Source organism: Nonomuraea sp. NPDC050383 (assembly GCF_044459125.1).
Classification (GTDB): domain Bacteria; phylum Actinomycetota; class Actinomycetes; order Streptosporangiales; family Streptosporangiaceae; genus Nonomuraea.
The window spans coordinates 219,297-233,157 of the sequence record NZ_JBITIP010000007.1 but is presented as its reverse complement, the minus strand read 5'-3'; the positions used below and the strand labels follow the sequence as shown (position 1 = coordinate 233,157).

General features: G+C 73.1%; 12 protein-coding genes and 1 pseudogene. 5 read left to right on the top strand and 8 right to left on the bottom strand.

Translation table 11 applies throughout. The annotated features are described in order from the left end of the window. Together ACIBG4_RS19685 and ACIBG4_RS19680 are read right to left on the bottom strand one after the other, a co-directional pair. Positions 1–697: pseudogene (locus tag ACIBG4_RS19685) on the bottom strand (hypothetical protein); the annotation flags it as partial. Positions 698–1,024: 327 nt separating this feature from the next. Continuing rightward, positions 1,025–1,612, bottom strand: coding sequence for a hypothetical protein (locus ACIBG4_RS19680; protein ID WP_397202969.1), 588 nt, complete (start codon positions 1,610–1,612; stop codon positions 1,025–1,027). A gap of 424 nt (positions 1,613–2,036) precedes the next feature. Here ACIBG4_RS19680 and ACIBG4_RS19675 point away from each other — a divergent pair, with 424 nt between their 5' ends. The 3 genes from ACIBG4_RS19675 to ACIBG4_RS19665 all read left to right on the top strand — a co-directional run bounded on the left by ACIBG4_RS19675 (position 2,037) and on the right by ACIBG4_RS19665 (position 4,262). Further along, complete coding sequence (locus ACIBG4_RS19675) at positions 2,037–2,618, top strand: hypothetical protein (RefSeq protein ID WP_397202968.1); 582 nt, start codon at positions 2,037–2,039, stop codon at positions 2,616–2,618. Positions 2,619–2,623: 5 nt separating this feature from the next. Beyond that, positions 2,624–3,685 carry a hypothetical protein gene (locus tag ACIBG4_RS19670; protein WP_397202967.1) on the top strand — a complete coding sequence of 354 codons (1,062 nt, stop codon included), beginning with the start codon at positions 2,624–2,626 and terminating at the stop codon, positions 3,683–3,685. Positions 3,686–3,839: 154 nt separating this feature from the next. Beyond that, positions 3,840–4,262, top strand: coding sequence for a spore-associated protein A (locus ACIBG4_RS19665; protein ID WP_397202966.1), 423 nt, complete (start codon positions 3,840–3,842; stop codon positions 4,260–4,262). Here ACIBG4_RS19665 and ACIBG4_RS19660 read toward each other — a convergent pair. Next, on the bottom strand, positions 4,240–4,506 hold the full coding sequence (locus ACIBG4_RS19660; RefSeq protein ID WP_397202965.1) for a hypothetical protein: 267 nt from the start codon (positions 4,504–4,506) through the stop codon (positions 4,240–4,242). The two genes, ACIBG4_RS19665 and ACIBG4_RS19660, sit on opposite strands and share 23 nt — an antisense overlap. Positions 4,507–4,572: 66 nt before the next feature. Then, positions 4,573–5,118: a helix-turn-helix domain-containing protein gene (locus ACIBG4_RS19655; protein ID WP_397202964.1), complete on the bottom strand. Its 546-nt coding sequence runs from the start codon at positions 5,116–5,118 to the stop codon at positions 4,573–4,575. Positions 5,119–5,176: 58 nt separating this feature from the next. Here ACIBG4_RS19655 and ACIBG4_RS19650 point away from each other — a divergent pair, with 58 nt between their 5' ends. Continuing rightward, a complete protein-coding gene (locus ACIBG4_RS19650) occupies positions 5,177–6,337 on the top strand; it encodes a pyridoxal phosphate-dependent aminotransferase (protein ID WP_397202963.1) in 1,161 nt (386 codons plus the stop codon). A 38-nt stretch (positions 6,338–6,375) separates the two neighbouring features. Here ACIBG4_RS19650 and ACIBG4_RS19645 read toward each other — a convergent pair whose 3' ends face one another. Genes ACIBG4_RS19645 through ACIBG4_RS19635 form a run of 3 tightly spaced genes read right to left on the bottom strand, consistent with a single transcriptional unit; the run spans position 6,376 to position 7,729 of the window. Further along, complete coding sequence (locus ACIBG4_RS19645; protein ID WP_397202962.1) at positions 6,376–6,870, bottom strand: VOC family protein; 495 nt, start codon at positions 6,868–6,870, stop codon at positions 6,376–6,378. Then, on the bottom strand, positions 6,870–7,376 hold the full coding sequence (locus ACIBG4_RS19640) for an SRPBCC family protein (protein ID WP_397202961.1): 507 nt from the start codon (positions 7,374–7,376) through the stop codon (positions 6,870–6,872). Before ACIBG4_RS19640 ends, ACIBG4_RS19645 begins: the two co-directional genes overlap by 1 nt. Then, positions 7,373–7,729 (bottom strand): metalloregulator ArsR/SmtB family transcription factor, encoded by a 357-nt coding sequence (locus tag ACIBG4_RS19635; protein ID WP_310715275.1) that lies wholly within the window; start codon positions 7,727–7,729, stop codon positions 7,373–7,375. Before ACIBG4_RS19635 ends, ACIBG4_RS19640 begins: the two co-directional genes overlap by 4 nt. A 208-nt stretch (positions 7,730–7,937) precedes the next feature. Between ACIBG4_RS19635 and ACIBG4_RS19630 the strand changes: the two genes are divergently transcribed. Next, the gene (locus ACIBG4_RS19630) at positions 7,938–11,390 is read left to right on the top strand and encodes a BTAD domain-containing putative transcriptional regulator (protein WP_397202960.1); all 3,453 of its coding nucleotides are present in this window, start codon (positions 7,938–7,940) and stop codon (positions 11,388–11,390) included. Positions 11,391–11,394: 4 nt separating this feature from the next. On the opposite strand, the gene ACIBG4_RS19625 is transcribed toward ACIBG4_RS19630, so the two are convergent. Further along, positions 11,395–13,773 carry a DPP IV N-terminal domain-containing protein gene (locus ACIBG4_RS19625; RefSeq protein WP_397202959.1) on the bottom strand — a complete coding sequence of 793 codons (2,379 nt, stop codon included), beginning with the start codon at positions 13,771–13,773 and terminating at the stop codon, positions 11,395–11,397. Positions 13,774–13,861: the final 88 nt, after the last annotated feature.

The following is a 13,861-nucleotide window of genomic DNA, read 5'->3' as shown; positions in this document are numbered from 1 at the left end:
TGTCGTCCGGGCCGGCGGTGATGCGCATCGGGTAGACGCCGCTGGTGGGCAGCGGGTATTCGGTGATCGTCCCGCTGGTGGTGATGCGGCCGATCTGGTTGGCGATCGTCTCGACGAACCACAGGGCGCCGTCCGACCCGACCGTGATACCCCAGGGGTAGGCGTCGCTGGTGGGCAGCGCGTATTCGGTGATCGTCCCGCTGGTGGTGATGCGGCCGATCTTGTTGGCGTTCGCCTCGGTGAACCACACCGCGCCGTCCGGGCCGGTGACGAGGTGCGCCGGCTGGGAGTCGCTGGTGGGGATCGAGTACTCGGTGAACAGGCCCGCTGTCGTGACTTTTCCGATCTTGTTGGCGTAGTTCTCGGCGAACCACAGGTTGTCGTCCGGACCGGTCGTGATCCCGATGGGGGCCGCGGGGATGGTCGGTATCGAGATCTCGCTGATCGACGGCGCCTGCCGGGCTTCGGGCGCGAGCCTGTCCGGGCCGGTGTTGCGGGGCGCCGGAGGGAAGTGGCACTTGATGCGCCGGTGGTTCGGCATCTGCTTGAGCTTCAGGCAGATCGTCACCCAGGGCCGCGGAGGCGACGGCGGGCGCGGCGGGGCGGTGGACGCGGATACGTCCATGGGGGCACTTGCCGCCAGGGCCAGAGCCATGACCATGAGCGGGTAGCCCAGGCGCCGAGTCAGACGAGGCATGACATCCCTTCCAGAACAAGAGCGAACAGGGAACGCGGGTGGACCGCCGGGCACCGTTGCGTCGTCGGGATCTGCGGCATCGGGCCGCCGTCTGCGGATGCGTCCGGCATCGGCGCGCATGCTGGTCCGGGTCCTGCTCCAGGCCGTGGTGTCGCCTCAGGTGCGGCCCCCGCGACCCCAATATCTCCCACGGCCGCCGTTCGCCTTCGGCCTTCTGTGTCTGTGGCCCGTCATGGAAGCGCCAACTCGGTGGGTGGAGAGCGCCTTGATCGGTTCAAGGCCGCCGTCGGGTGTGCCCTGTGCGCCGCGCCGGAAGGGACGCGCCGCTCAGGCGACCGAGTGGGTGACGGTACCGGTGTAGGCGCCTGCGACGGCGGAGGCCGGGACGGTGATGACGAGCGTCGGCTGCCAACTCGTGGTTTGAGTGGTTACTGCCGCCTTGCGTCCGGTGAACGCGGTCACCGGCGCCGTCAGAGCGGCCTTCTGAGCGGCGGTGGCCTGGCCGGGGGCGCGGCTGCCGCCGCCCGATGCGGCGGTCGCGGGGCCGGACCAGTAGGAGACGTCGGCGGTCGTGATGGTCTGCGCCGGTGTTCCGGCTCCGGTGGTGAAGCTCGTGGCCGAGACGGTCGCCGTCCAGGGGGGAACGCCTGCCCGGCTGTCGGACACGGTCACCGTCCCCAGCAGGGCGTTGACGGTGGCTCCCAGGGCGGCGCTGCCGAGATCCACCGAGGCGGGCACGGTGATCGTCAACGGGTCCGCGCGCCAGGCAACCGTCGCGAGGGGCACGAACCCGGAGGGCGAGGCGGACAGGGAGGCCGAGAGCGCGGGCGTGTCGAGGGCGAGCAGCACGACGAGCGACGTCGTCAGCGGCAAGAGCGTTCGCGCGACGTCGCGGTTCGCACGGCTCGGCTTCATGTCGATTCCTCACACATCCCTCGGGGCGCCGCGGGTGGGGCATCTCTTCGACGGGCGGAAAGACCGATGGCAGCTTAGATCACATGATCCACGCCGGGTCCTGTGACTTCGTCCATGGACGGCAAATCCGGGGTAAAGACCACGACACGCACCACTCGCGCCCGGTCGCCTGAACACGCCGCGCCGGCCTCGCCCCAGCCGCTCCGGCTGGTGGGCCGCGCGCATGCACCAGATCTTCCGTACTGTGCAGGTCCGCGCCTTCCGCCGGATATCAGTGACCACGATGACTGCCAAAAAGTCACCATATGGTCGCCAAGACTTGGCGCATGTCCTCTCGGGGAGGCATCCCCTCAGTGATCGCTACGGAGAATGTGCGCTCATAGGGACCGGCCACAAGGCAGGCGCTCAAAGAGGGAGATCACCCGTGTCCAAGAGCCGTCTCGGCATCGTCCTGACAGGTGCTGCCAGCCTCGCGGCGGCCCTGACGGTGGCCCCGGCCGCACAGGCCACCACCTGTCCTGCGTCGACCACCTGCTCCACGACGGTGACCTTCACCGTGACCGCCACAAGCGGGCTGACGATCACCGTGCCGACCAGCCAGGTCAGCGTCGGGAGCGGTACACCGGGCACTCAGATCAGTGGAAGCCTCGGCACGGTCACGGTGACCGACCAGCGCGCCGCCCTCAACGCCACCTGGGTGGCGTCGGCGGTCGCCGCGACGGGCGGCTTCACCACCGGCGGCGGCACCGCCGCCGAAACCATCCCCACCAGCGCCGTCCTGTACTGGTCCGGCCCGGCGACCGCCAACTCCGGCACCGGCACCCTCGTCCCCGGCCAGATCAACGCGGCCGCCGCGCAGTCACTGGACGTCTCGCGCACCGCCTTCAGCAAGACGAGCGGCTCCGGTGACAACTCCGCCGCCTGGAACCCGACCATCGTGATCAACGTCCCGTCCCAAGCGGTAGCGGGCACCTACACCGGCACGGTGAACCACTCCGTCGCCTAACTCGCATGCCCACCACCCTGCTCCCCCGGCCCTTCCGCGCGATGCTGCTCGTGCTCATCGCGTCCGCGATGCTCGGCACTCCGGCGATCGCGCAGACAGGCCGGGGAGAAACGCGTCCCAGCGGCAAGAACAGCATCGGCATCAGGTTGCTGGAGATTCCGGCCAACCGGGTGGACGACCCGCGCTCGCACGCCTACATCGTCGACCACGTCAATCCCGGCACCACCTTCACCCGGCACGTCGAGGTCTACAACGCCTCGCGCGAACCCCAGCGGGTGCGGCTGTACGCGGCCGGCGCCGGTATCAGCCGCGGCCGTTTCACCTTCGCGCCGGAACGAACCGCCAACGAGCTGAGCTCGTGGATCACGCTCAACCACGCCACCGCCGTCCTGCCCCCACACGGCAGGACACCGGTCAAGGCCACCATCGCCGTGCCCGCATGGGCTCCCGAAGGCGAGCGATACGCCGTCATCTGGGCAGAAGTCTCCGCCCCCGGAGCAAGCCGGCAGAAGGGCATCACCCTCGTCAACCGCGTCGGGATCCGCACCTACCTCGACGTCGGCCCCGGCGGGGAGCCGCCCACAGACTTCAAGATCGGCGAGATCATGCCTCAGCGGACCGGCGACGGGCAGCCAAGAATCGAGGCCGCCGTCGCCAACACCGGCCAGCGCGCCATCGACCTCGAAGGCCGGGTGACAATGTCGGGCGGGCCGAGCTCACTGAGCGCCGGCCCCTTCCCCGTCGAGCGCGGCACCACGCTGGCCCCCGGCCAGCAGGGAAGCGTCTCGATCCTGCTGGGCCGAGACCTGCCCGACGGGCCGTGGAAGTTCAGCCTCACCCTCGAGAGCGGCCGGATCGAGCACACCCGGACCGGGACGCTCACCTTCCCGCAGAAGCCGGGAACGTGGGGCCTGGCGGCCTCGATGGACTCCCCGCTGTCCCTTCTCCTCGCACTCGCCGGCGCGGCGACCCTCGTCACCGCGGTGACCCTGCTCGTCGGCTTCCGCCGTTTCCGCGCGCGCCGCAAGCGCCCGGCCCCACCTTTCCTCCGTGGCGACCTCGCCTGACGGCACCCTGGATCGCCTCCAGCCGGGCACGGAGGGACGGACCACGACGAGGGACGCGATCTGTGCGAACCATCACATCCCGCACAACTTGCGGGTGGCGGCCGTGCATCCGGTGATATTCATGATCATATTGTTGGAGAGCGAAAGGATATTCGTGCGCACACGCAAGCTGGCAACCCTCCTGGCCGGCGCGTCCCTCGCCGCCACCACCACGCTGGTGGCGGGCGCCGCTCCGGCCGGCGCGACCGGACCCTGCGGCAGCAGCTACTCCCGGGTCGGGGTCTACGCCATCTCCAGAGGAGACGGGACCCGCACCGGCACGCTGGAGGTGTACTACAGCTCCAGCACCGGGAAGAACTGCGCTCTGACGTACGGCTACGGCGCCTACGCCGACACCAGGAGCTGGAAGAGAGTCACGATCTCACGAGGTGACGGCAGCGGGGAGGACACCGATGCCGGGCAGTACAAGACCTACGCCGGCCCGGTGTACGTCTCGGCGCCCGGCCAGTGCATCGACGTCGCCGGAACGGTGCCGGACTGGGTGACCCGCGAGCTCAACAACGTGCACTGCGGCTGATCCGCTGCTGACCCCACCGGGCGCCATCCACGCCTGAGGTGCGACAGCGCCCCGGCCCGCACGAGGCGGGCCGGGGCGCCGGGTCCCACGCCCCGCTGCCGTACGTGGCGAACGGCGCGTAGACCTCCGGCTCCCAGGAGAAGACGCCCAACCCGCCGAAGCTCTTCAGACCGGTGACGAACGCCCGGAGCGAGTCGCGCACCTGGGCCGGCTTGTTGAGTGGCCCGCCGTACTCGACCTGCATGACCGGTCTGCCGTGGGACGTCTGAGGCGGATCTCCCCTCGCCCACGCCCTGCCCCGGCGCGCGGGTCAGCTCTCCGGGTGCACCATGAGAAGGACGGCGCGGTTGTTCGCGGCGTGACCTCGGTACAGGTGCGGGCGAGCGGCATCGAACCGAATGGAATCGCCTTCGGCCAGGTCGGTGGGGGCATCGGCCGGGCCGGTGGTGACGCGTCCGTTGGTGAGCACGAGACATTCCTCGACGCCGGGCAGGTGGGCGTCGGAGTGCTGGGTGCTCCCGGCGATGGCGACGTCGTAGACCTCCACGGTGCCGCGCAGCCTGATGCGGTGGAGCAGACGCGCGCTGACCGCGTCCCCCTCGACCTGTGGCCGGCTGTCACCGGCGCGTACCACCTCCACCGTCGAGGCGGGCGTTTCCAGCAGCTCACCGAGGGACGCCTTCAGCGCGGTGGCCAGGGCCCACAGGGTGCTCAGGGTCGGGTTGCCCTGGCCCTGCTCGATGCCGTGCAGCGTGGTCTTGCTGATGCCACTGGCGGACGCCAGGTCGGCCAGCGATGTTCCGGCCGCCGTGCGCAGTCGGTGCACGTTCCGCCCGACGACTTGCGTAAGGTCCATGCGTATCAGCATAGTGAGATATCTGTACCAGTAAAATGGTTTCGAGTTCGGAGGCGACATGACAGTGACGCGGTTGCGCGACATTCCGGGCATCGGCGTGGACACCGTCGGTGACGCGGCCGACGCCGTGGCCGACCCGGAATTCCTGCGTCTGGAGAATCTCGACACCGACCTGCGGCCGCCCGCCGTCGCCATCGCCGCCACGCACGCCGCCATCGACGACGACGCGGCCAACAGCTATCTGCCCTTCCAGGGGCGTCGCTCTCTTCGCGCAGCCGCCGCGGCGCACGTCGGGCGCGTCTCAGGGCGCCACTATGACGCCGACACCGAGTGCGTCAGCGTGGCCGGCGGGCTCAACGGCATCCTCAACACGCTGCTCGCCACCGTGGAGCCCGGGCAGGAGGTCGTCCTGTGCGACCCGGTCTACGCCGGCCTGGTCAACCGGGTCCGGCTCGCCGGCGGCATCCCCCGCTTCGTCCCCGCACAGGCCACCCCGGACGGCTGGACCATCGACGCCGAACGACTCGCCGACGCCGTCGGACCCGACACGGCGGCGGTCCTGATGATGGGGCCGGTGATGCCGACCGGCCTCGTCCTGGACGACCGCCACTGGTCCGCCCTCGCTGACGCCTGCGAACGCCACAACGCCTGGTTGATCTACGACGCGGCCATGGAACGCATCCGCTTCGACGGCCGCCCCGCCAGCCACCCCGCGGCCCACGAGGGCCTGGCACGGCGTACCATCACCGTCGGTTCGGCCGCCAAGGAGCTGCGGCTCATCGGCTGGCGCGTCGGCTGGGTCGTGGGCCCTTCCGACATCATCGCCGACATCCGCCTGGTGGGCTTGACCAACGTCGTCTGCCAGGTCGGTCTGGCCCAGGACGCCGTGGCCGCCGCACTGGACGCGCCCGACGCCGATGCCGACGTCGCCGCCGCCACCGCCGAATGGCAACGGCGCTGCGAGGTGGTCCTGCACCAGCTCGCCGCCTACCCGGCCGTCCGGCCGCACGGCGGCTGGTCACTCCTCATCGACACCAGACCCCTGGAACTGACCGCTGTCGAACTGTCCCGCCGCCTGTTCGACCGGTCCAAGATCGCCGCCACCCCCATGGACGGCTGGGGTCCCAGCGGACGGCACTACCTGCGACTCGTGTTCGCCAACGAACCCGTCGAACGCCTCACCAGCCTCGGCGATCGCTTCGGCCTGGCCATCCGATGACAGGCCGGCGAACAAGCCTGGCCGACGCCGTACGACGCCTACGCGGTCTCGGGCATCGGGGAGCGTCCTTGGATGCGCCAGGGCATGTGCTGGAGAGTCCAGGTGTTGCCGTCCGGGTCGGCGAAGCGAGCGTAGTAGACGCCGCCCAGGTCCTCGACCGGACCCACGTCCGCACCGCGCTCCAGGAGTGCCTTACGGGCCTCCTCGATGTCACTCACCACCAGGTGCAGGCCGCGCAACGTGCCGACCGGCATGTCGAGGGACGAGATGCCCTCGGTCAGGGTGATCGAGCAGGCCGAGCCCGGCGGGGTGAGCTGAACGATGCGAACCCCGTCCGAGGGCCGCACGTCGACGTCCACGTGGAAGCCGAGGCGGTCGGCGTAGAAAGCCTTGGCCCGGTCGATGTCCGTGACGGGCACCGGGACGAGTTCGAGGAGAAGCGCACCGGGATGGACGGGCGGTCCGGTGAGGCCGGCCGGGATATCGGCGGTGTCGGCCGGGATTTCGGTCCGCGTGGGCTGGGTGTCGGTCATCAGAGTTCGCCTTTCGAGGTCGTCTCGTTGAGCATCTCGGCGAGACGGTCGTACGCCTCGCCCGCGCCGCGTTTCATGGGGGTACGGAGCACGCTGTCGCGGACCTCCCGCGAGGGGTAGCGCACTGTGATGGTCATCGCGGTTCGGCCGTCCCGCTCGTCGAAGACGGTGGTGACGAGGGCCTCACCTGCGTCCCAGCCGTCATGGACCTCGCTCTGGACCAGCCGGCCGGGCGCGTCCACCTCGTGGAACACCCCGCGTTGGCCCAACTCGGCACCGTCCGGCCCGCGCGAGACGAAGCGCCAGACACCGCCCGGACGCAGGTCGATCTCACAGACGACGAGGTGCCAGCCGCGCGCGCCGTGCCACCGCCGGAGCAACTCGGGCCGGGTGAACGCGTCGAAGACGAGCCGGCGGGAGGCGGCGAACGTCCTGGTGAGTACGAGGTCGGTGTCGGACACCGCCCATACCGTCAGGCCTTCGGCCTGCTCCTGCCGCGGCATCATGGGCTTTCCCGTTCGACGGTGTCCGGTCCGCCGGACTCGAGCTCGCCGAGCAGGTCGTCCAGCCTCTGATAGCTCTCCTCCCAGTAGGAGCGGTAGTTCGCCAGCCACTCCATGGCGTCCTTGAGCGGGCCGGCCTCCAGCCGGCGGGGCCTGCGCTGCGCGTCGCGTCCACGCGAGATCAGTCCGGCCCGCTCCAGCACCCGCAGGTGCTTGGAGATGCCCGGCTGGCTCATCGCGAACGGCGCAGCCAGCTCGGTCACCGTGGCCTCGCCCTCCATCAGCCGGGCCAGAATCGCTCGCCGGGTCGGGTCGGCCAGCGCGGCGAACGTCGCGTCGAGAACGTCGGCAGCCATATTGATTACCCTTCGGTTTTATAACTGATTGGTTTTGTACCGTACCGGTTGGGCCTCGTCAAGAGATTCGGTTCAGTGCCCGCGCCGGTCCGATGTCGTCCAGATGGCGGGTGATCATGGTTTCGCCTGTGCGGTCGATGACAAGCGCGCACGACACCTCGTGGGGCGCGTCGTCCGGGCGGAGGCGCGGGAGGGGCAGAATCGGGGCGTGCGGATCGGGATGCTGGGGCCGTTGGAGCTCCGGGCGGACGACGGGACCCCTGTCGAGGTGGGCGGGGCACGCCTGCGGGCGGCGCTGACCGTCCTGGCGCTCTCCCCCGGGCAGGTGGTGCCCATGGCGCGGCTGGTCGACGGGGTGTGGGGTGAGCGCCCGCCCGCCGGAGCGGTCAACGCGGTGCAGGCGCTGGTGTCGCGGCTGCGCCGGGCGCTGCCCTCGGTCCCGATCGAGTCCCACCCCGCCGGCTACCTCCTGGCTGTCGAGCCGGACACCGTGGACGTCGTGCGGTTCGAGCGGCTGGCCGCGGCGGGGCGTTCCGCGGCGGCGGGCGACCCGGCCCGCGGGGCGCGGATCCTGCGGGAGGCGCTGGCGCTGTGGCGCGGTCCGGCGCTGGTGGACGTGGCGGGGGCGGACTTCTTCGCCGCGCCGGTCGCCCGGCTGTCGGAGCTGCGGCTGTCGGTGCTGGAGGATCGGGTCGAGGCGGATCTCCGCGTGCCGTCCCGCGACGGGGCGGGTGCCGCGTTGGTCGTGGAGCTGACGTCGCTGGTCGCCGAGCACCCGCTGCGTGAACGGCTGGCGGGGGCGCTGATGCGCGCGCTGTGCGCGACCGGGCGCCGGGCGGAGGCGCTCTCCGTCTACGAGCGGGCGCGGCGGGCCCTCGCCGAGGCCCTGGGCGCCGATCCATCGCCCGAGCTGTCGGCGCTGCACACCGCGATCCTGCGCGGCGAGGTGGCCGCGGCCCCCGGAGCCCCTGCCGCGGCGCGCGCGGCGGACGTCGCGGCGGGGGTTCCCGGTGATGCGGTGCGGACGAATCTGCGGGTGCCGCTGACCGGGCTCGTCGGGCGGGAGAACGACCTGAAGCGGGTCGGCGACCTGCTGGACGGGCATCGGCTGGCCACGCTCACCGGCCCCGGCGGGTCGGGCAAGACGCGGCTGGCCGGCGAGGCGGCCCACGCCTTCCTCGACCGGCGGGCCGGCGGGGTGTGGCTGGTGGAGCTGGCGCCGGTGCGGGAGGAGGCCGAGGTTCCGCGGGCTGTGCTGGCCGCGCTGCGGATCGGTGAGCAGGCGTGGGGAGGGCCCGTGCCCGAGGGCGACCCTGCCGACCGGCTCGTGGCCGCACTCCGAACCCGGGACCTGCTGCTCGTCCTGGACAACTGCGAGCACCTCGCCGACGCGGTGGCGGCGCTCGCCGACCGGCTGCTCGGCGAGTGCCCGCAGCTGCGGATCCTGGCCACCAGCCGTGAGCCGCTGGGGCTGACCGGCGAGGCGCTGTGGCCGGTCGAGCCGCTCGCCCTGCCGCCGGAGGGCGCGGGTGCCGCCGAGGCGATGAGGTACCCGGCGGTCAGGCTGCTGGAGGAGCGGGCGCGGGCGGCGAACCCCGGGTTCGAGGTGAACGAGGGCACGGCGGCGGCCGTGGTGCGGATCTGCCGGGCGCTGGACGGCATGCCGCTGGCCATCGAGCTGGCGGCGGCACGGCTGCGCACGATGACCGCCGAGCGGCTGGCCGAACGGCTGGGCGACCGGTTCCGGCTGCTCACCGGCGGCAGCCGGGTCGCGCTGCCCCGGCACCGTACCCTGCGGGCGGTGGTGGACTGGAGCTGGGACCTGCTCTCGGACGAGGAGCGGGCGCTGCTGCGGCGGCTCGCCGTCTTCTCCGGCGGCGCGACACCGGAGGCCGCCGAGCAGGTCTGCGCGGACGACGGCACAACACCCGAGGCCGCCGAGCAGGTCCGCGCGGACGACGGCACAACACCCGAGGCCGCCGAGCAGGTCCGCGCGGACGACGGCACAACACCCGAGGCCGCCGGGCGGGTCCGCGCGGACGACGGCCTCGTCACCGGGCGGGCGGCGGGAGAGGCCGGGGGTGGGGAGCGGGTGCTCGGGCTGCTGTTCGGGCTGGCCGACAAGTCACTGCTGGTGGTCTCCGACGACGAGGGGCCGCGGTTCGGGATGCTGGAGACGATCCGGGAGTACGCCCTGGAGCGGCTGCGCGAGGCCGGCGAGCTGGAGCGGGCGCGCCGCGCCCACGCGGCCTGGTTCGCCGCGTTCGCCGAGGCCGCCGACCCCCGTCTGCGCCGCGCCGGCCAGGCCGTGTGGCTGCGGCGGCTCGCCGCCGAGCGCGCGAACGTGGACGCCGCCGTGCGCGACGCCCTCGCCGCGCGCGACCACGCGACCGCGGTACGGCTGGTGGCGGCGATGGGCTGGTGCTGGTTCCTCGACTGGTCGCTGAGCGGCCACAAGGCGGAGGGGGCACGACTGGCCGCCGAGGTGCTGGCCATGCCCGGCCTGGGCCTCCCGTACGAGGGCCCGGTCGAGGGAGCGGTGGAAGGAGCGGTGGAAGGAGCGGCGGACGGCAGGGTCGTGGCGGCGGCCTGTGCCGTCGCCGCACTGTTCGAGCTGAACGGGCACGGTGACGAACGGCGGGCCGGGGAGTGGATCCGGGCGGCCGAGGGGATCGCGGCGCGGACGTGGTGTCCCCACCCGCTGGCCCGGCTGATCGGGCCGCTCAGCCGCATGCCGGCCGACTCCGGCGCCTTGGCGGCGGGCGCGCTGGAGGGGCTGTTCGCCGACGAGGACCCGTGGGTGCGGGCCATGGCGCGGATGAACCAGGCCCTCACCTGGATCGAGGCCGGGCGCCGGCACGGTGAGGCGGAGGCGGCGCTGGAGAGCGCCCTGGCCGGGTTCCGGGCGATCGGGGAGCGGTGGGGCGTCTCCTCCGCGCTCACGGCGCTGGGCGGGCTGGCCTCCTGGCGGGGCGACCTGGAGGAGGCGGCGGGTCGTCACGAGGAGGCGATCGCCGTGGTCACCGAGGTGGTGCCCGGCGAGGACGTGTGGCAGATGCGGCTGAAGCTGGCCCACCTGCGGTGGCTGGGCGGCGACGCGGACGGCTGCGCGGCGGCCCTGGCGCGGGCCGAGCGGGACACCGAGCGGATCGGGCTGCCCGACGGGCGGGTGGCGGTCGCGTACACCAGGGCGGAGCTGGCCCGCTGGGCCGGTGACCCCGGCGCGGCCCGCGCGTACCTGGCCCGGGCCGAGGACCTGGCGCGGGGCATCCCGGTGAGCTGGGGGTTCCGGGCGATGGTGCTGGACTCGCTGGCGTACCTGGACGCGCTGGCCGGTGACCTGGAGTCGGCGCGCGCCCATCGCGCCGCCGCGCTGCCCTGGGCGTTGCGGTCGATGAGCGCCCCGGCGGTCGGGCTGCTGCTGGTGGGCGTCGCCGACCTGGCCCTGCGGCGCGGGCGGCCGCGCGAGGCGGCGCGGCTGCTCGGGGCGAGCCGCGCCGTGCGGGGCACGCCGGACCTGTCGCAACCCGACGCGGCGCGCGTGGAGGCGGCCGTCCGGGACGCGCTCGGCGACGCGGGGTACACCGAGGCCGAGCGGGACGGCAGGGACGCGACGTTCGCGACGGTCCGGGAGCTCGTCGAGCCCACCCTGACCCCTTGAGAGGCTAGCTGCCCGGGGGCACCGGGGTGAGGCGGTGGTCCCGCGGCGGCTCGACGCCGAGCAGGTGCCGTACGAGGAAGTCCCACTTGCGGCGGTTGACGTAGTGCTCGTACCCGGCGAACACGTGGTCGGCCCCTGGCACCACCAGCAGCTCGAAGTCCTTGTCCGCGGCGATGAGCCGCTCGGCCAGGCGCAGCGTCTGGTGCGGTGAGACCTGCGTGTCGAGGCCGCCGTGGACGAGCAGCAGCCTGCCGGCGAGCCGGTCGGCGAGGTCCACGTTGGACGCGGCGGCGTACGTCTCCTCGTCGTACGGCCCGTTGTACGCCTCCGTCGTGCCCGGATCGCCGAACCGGGCGTCGTGCGGACCGGCCTCGGCCACCCCCACCGTGAAGACGTCCGGATGGCCGAGCATGGCCCGGACGGCGGCGTGACCGCCCGCGGAGATGCCGAACACCCCCACCCGATCGAGGTCCATCCACGGGCGGTCCCCGCCGAGCTCGCGCAGGGCAGCGACGTGGTCGTCCAGACCGCCGTCGCCGAGCCGCCGGTACGACGCGTCGTGGAACTCCTTGCTGCGCCCCGGCGTCCCGCGCCCGTCGAGGGCGATCACGACGAACCCGAGCGCCGCCACCGCCTCGGCGTCGTAGCCGTGCCAGCCGGGATCGAACGAGGGGCTCACCCGGGTCACGGCCGGGAAGGGGTACAGGTGGTGCAGCACCGGATACCGCCGGGCGGGGTCGAACCCGTGCGGCCGGTGCAGCACCCCGTACACGTCGGTCCGCCCGTCCGCCGCCTTGACGCGGAACCGCTCGGGCGCGCTCCAGCCGGCCGCGACGAGCCCGGTGATGTCGGCGCGCTCCAGCTCGACCAGCACGCTCCCGTCCCGGCCGAGCACGCGGGTCACAGGGGGCGTGCCGGTGGTGGAGGCGGTGTCCACGACGTACCCGCCGCCGGGCGGCACGACGGCCGCGTGGTCCAGGTCGTCGCCGGTGATCCGCTCCACGCCGGAGCCGTCCAGCCCGGCCCTGCACACGGTACGGCGGTACGGGTCGTCGGGGACGAGCCCGGAGGCGGTGAAGGTGACGACCCGGCGCGCCTCGTCCACGTGCAGGATCTCCTGGACCGCCCACTCCCCCGACGTCACCTGGTGGCGGAGCTCGCCGGTGCGCGCGTCGTACAGGTAGAGGTGGCCCCAGCCGTCACGCTGCGAGTACCACAGCACCTCGTCCCCGCCGGAGCCGCCGCCGAAGCCGCCGCCGAAGCCGCCGCCGGAGTCCCTGCCGGAGTCCCCGCCGGACAGGACGCGCACGAGGTGGGGCCGGTCGAGCCGCTGCGACGGCTCCACCCGCGTGGCCCCGCTCTCCTCCACCAGGGTCGTCACCTCGCCGGTGGCCGGGTCGAGCCGGCGCAGCCGCAGGGTCCGCGCGTCCCGGGAGCGGCTCAGGTAGTGGACGGCCGAGCCGTCCTCCGACCACCACGCCCATCTCAGCAGGATCGGCGACATCGTCGGCATGGCCTCAGGCTCCGCGCGGGCGGGCACGGCCGCGCCCGTGGCCACGTCGAGCACGACCAGCTCGGCCTCCGGAAGCCTCTCGTCACCGGGGTACGGCTGGCGCAGCGTCACCAGCCGCGGCTCGCCGCCGTCCGCCGGCGCTGCCTCGACCAGGTGCGTGAGCCGTACGCCGTCCTGGACGGTGCGGTGCGTCAGCACGCGGGTGGAGTCGGGGGACCAGGCCACCGCGGGAGGCGCGTGCGGCAGGCCGAGGCGCTTCAGGAACGGGGAGTACATGAAGAAGTCGGGGCTCGCGCCGTAGTCGTGGTCGGCGTCGCCGTCGGAGGTCAGCGGCCGTTCCCCGCCGTCCTCCAGGGAACGCACCCACAGGTCGTGGCCGCGGCGGAACACCGCGAGCCGCCCGTCGGGCGAGCGCGCCTCCAGGGGGCCGGTCGGCGGCGGGCCCGGGACGCGCTCGCACGCCGAGCCGTCGGCCCGGCACCGCCAGCGCTCCCCGAACGCGTCGAACTCGACATCCCCGCTCCCCCCGCTGTCCCCGCCCGGCGGGCCGGTGCGGACGTCGAGGGCGGCGATCGGCAGCGCGCGGGCGTCCACCTGCTGTCCCGACGCCTCCGCGAGCGCGGCCGCGACCTTGTCGTGGTCGAACGCGGGCTCCCGCGTGCCCGCCTCCGGGTCCACGAGGACGAACCGCGCGCCCTCGGCGGCGTCCACCGCGTACCAGAAGCGGGCTCCCCCGTCGATCCACCGGGGCGTGATCTTGCCGCCGCGGACGAGCCGGCGGCGGTTGTGGCGGAGCAGCAGCTCGGCGGCCCGGTAGGCGGACGCGTCCAGGCGTGCCGGGGTGCCGGGCGAGATGTGGGGCGGCGTCATGGCGGTCGTTCCTCTCCTGCGGGACCGCGTCGTGTCCGCGGCCCCCTCTGGCGGGTCACCGTGATGCTCGCGGAGGCCGCCGACAGCC

Excerpts from the sequence above, each read along its gene's own strand:
- ACIBG4_RS19680 (WP_397202969.1), bottom strand. The coding sequence starts at position 1,612 with ATGAAGCCGAGCCGTGCGAACCGCGACGTCGCGCGAACGCTCTTGCCG.
- ACIBG4_RS19670 (WP_397202967.1), top strand. The coding sequence starts at position 2,624 with ATGCCCACCACCCTGCTCCCCCGGCCCTTCCGCGCGATGCTGCTCGTG.
- ACIBG4_RS19660 (WP_397202965.1), bottom strand. The coding sequence starts at position 4,506 with ATGCAGGTCGAGTACGGCGGGCCACTCAACAAGCCGGCCCAGGTGCGC.
- ACIBG4_RS19655 (WP_397202964.1), bottom strand. The coding sequence starts at position 5,118 with ATGGACCTTACGCAAGTCGTCGGGCGGAACGTGCACCGACTGCGCACG.
- ACIBG4_RS19650 (WP_397202963.1), top strand. The coding sequence starts at position 5,177 with ATGACAGTGACGCGGTTGCGCGACATTCCGGGCATCGGCGTGGACACC.
- ACIBG4_RS19645 (WP_397202962.1), bottom strand. The coding sequence starts at position 6,870 with ATGACCGACACCCAGCCCACGCGGACCGAAATCCCGGCCGACACCGCC.
- ACIBG4_RS19640 (WP_397202961.1), bottom strand. The coding sequence starts at position 7,376 with ATGATGCCGCGGCAGGAGCAGGCCGAAGGCCTGACGGTATGGGCGGTG.
- ACIBG4_RS19635 (WP_310715275.1), bottom strand. The coding sequence starts at position 7,729 with ATGGCTGCCGACGTTCTCGACGCGACGTTCGCCGCGCTGGCCGACCCG.
- ACIBG4_RS19625 (WP_397202959.1), bottom strand. The coding sequence starts at position 13,773 with ATGACGCCGCCCCACATCTCGCCCGGCACCCCGGCACGCCTGGACGCG.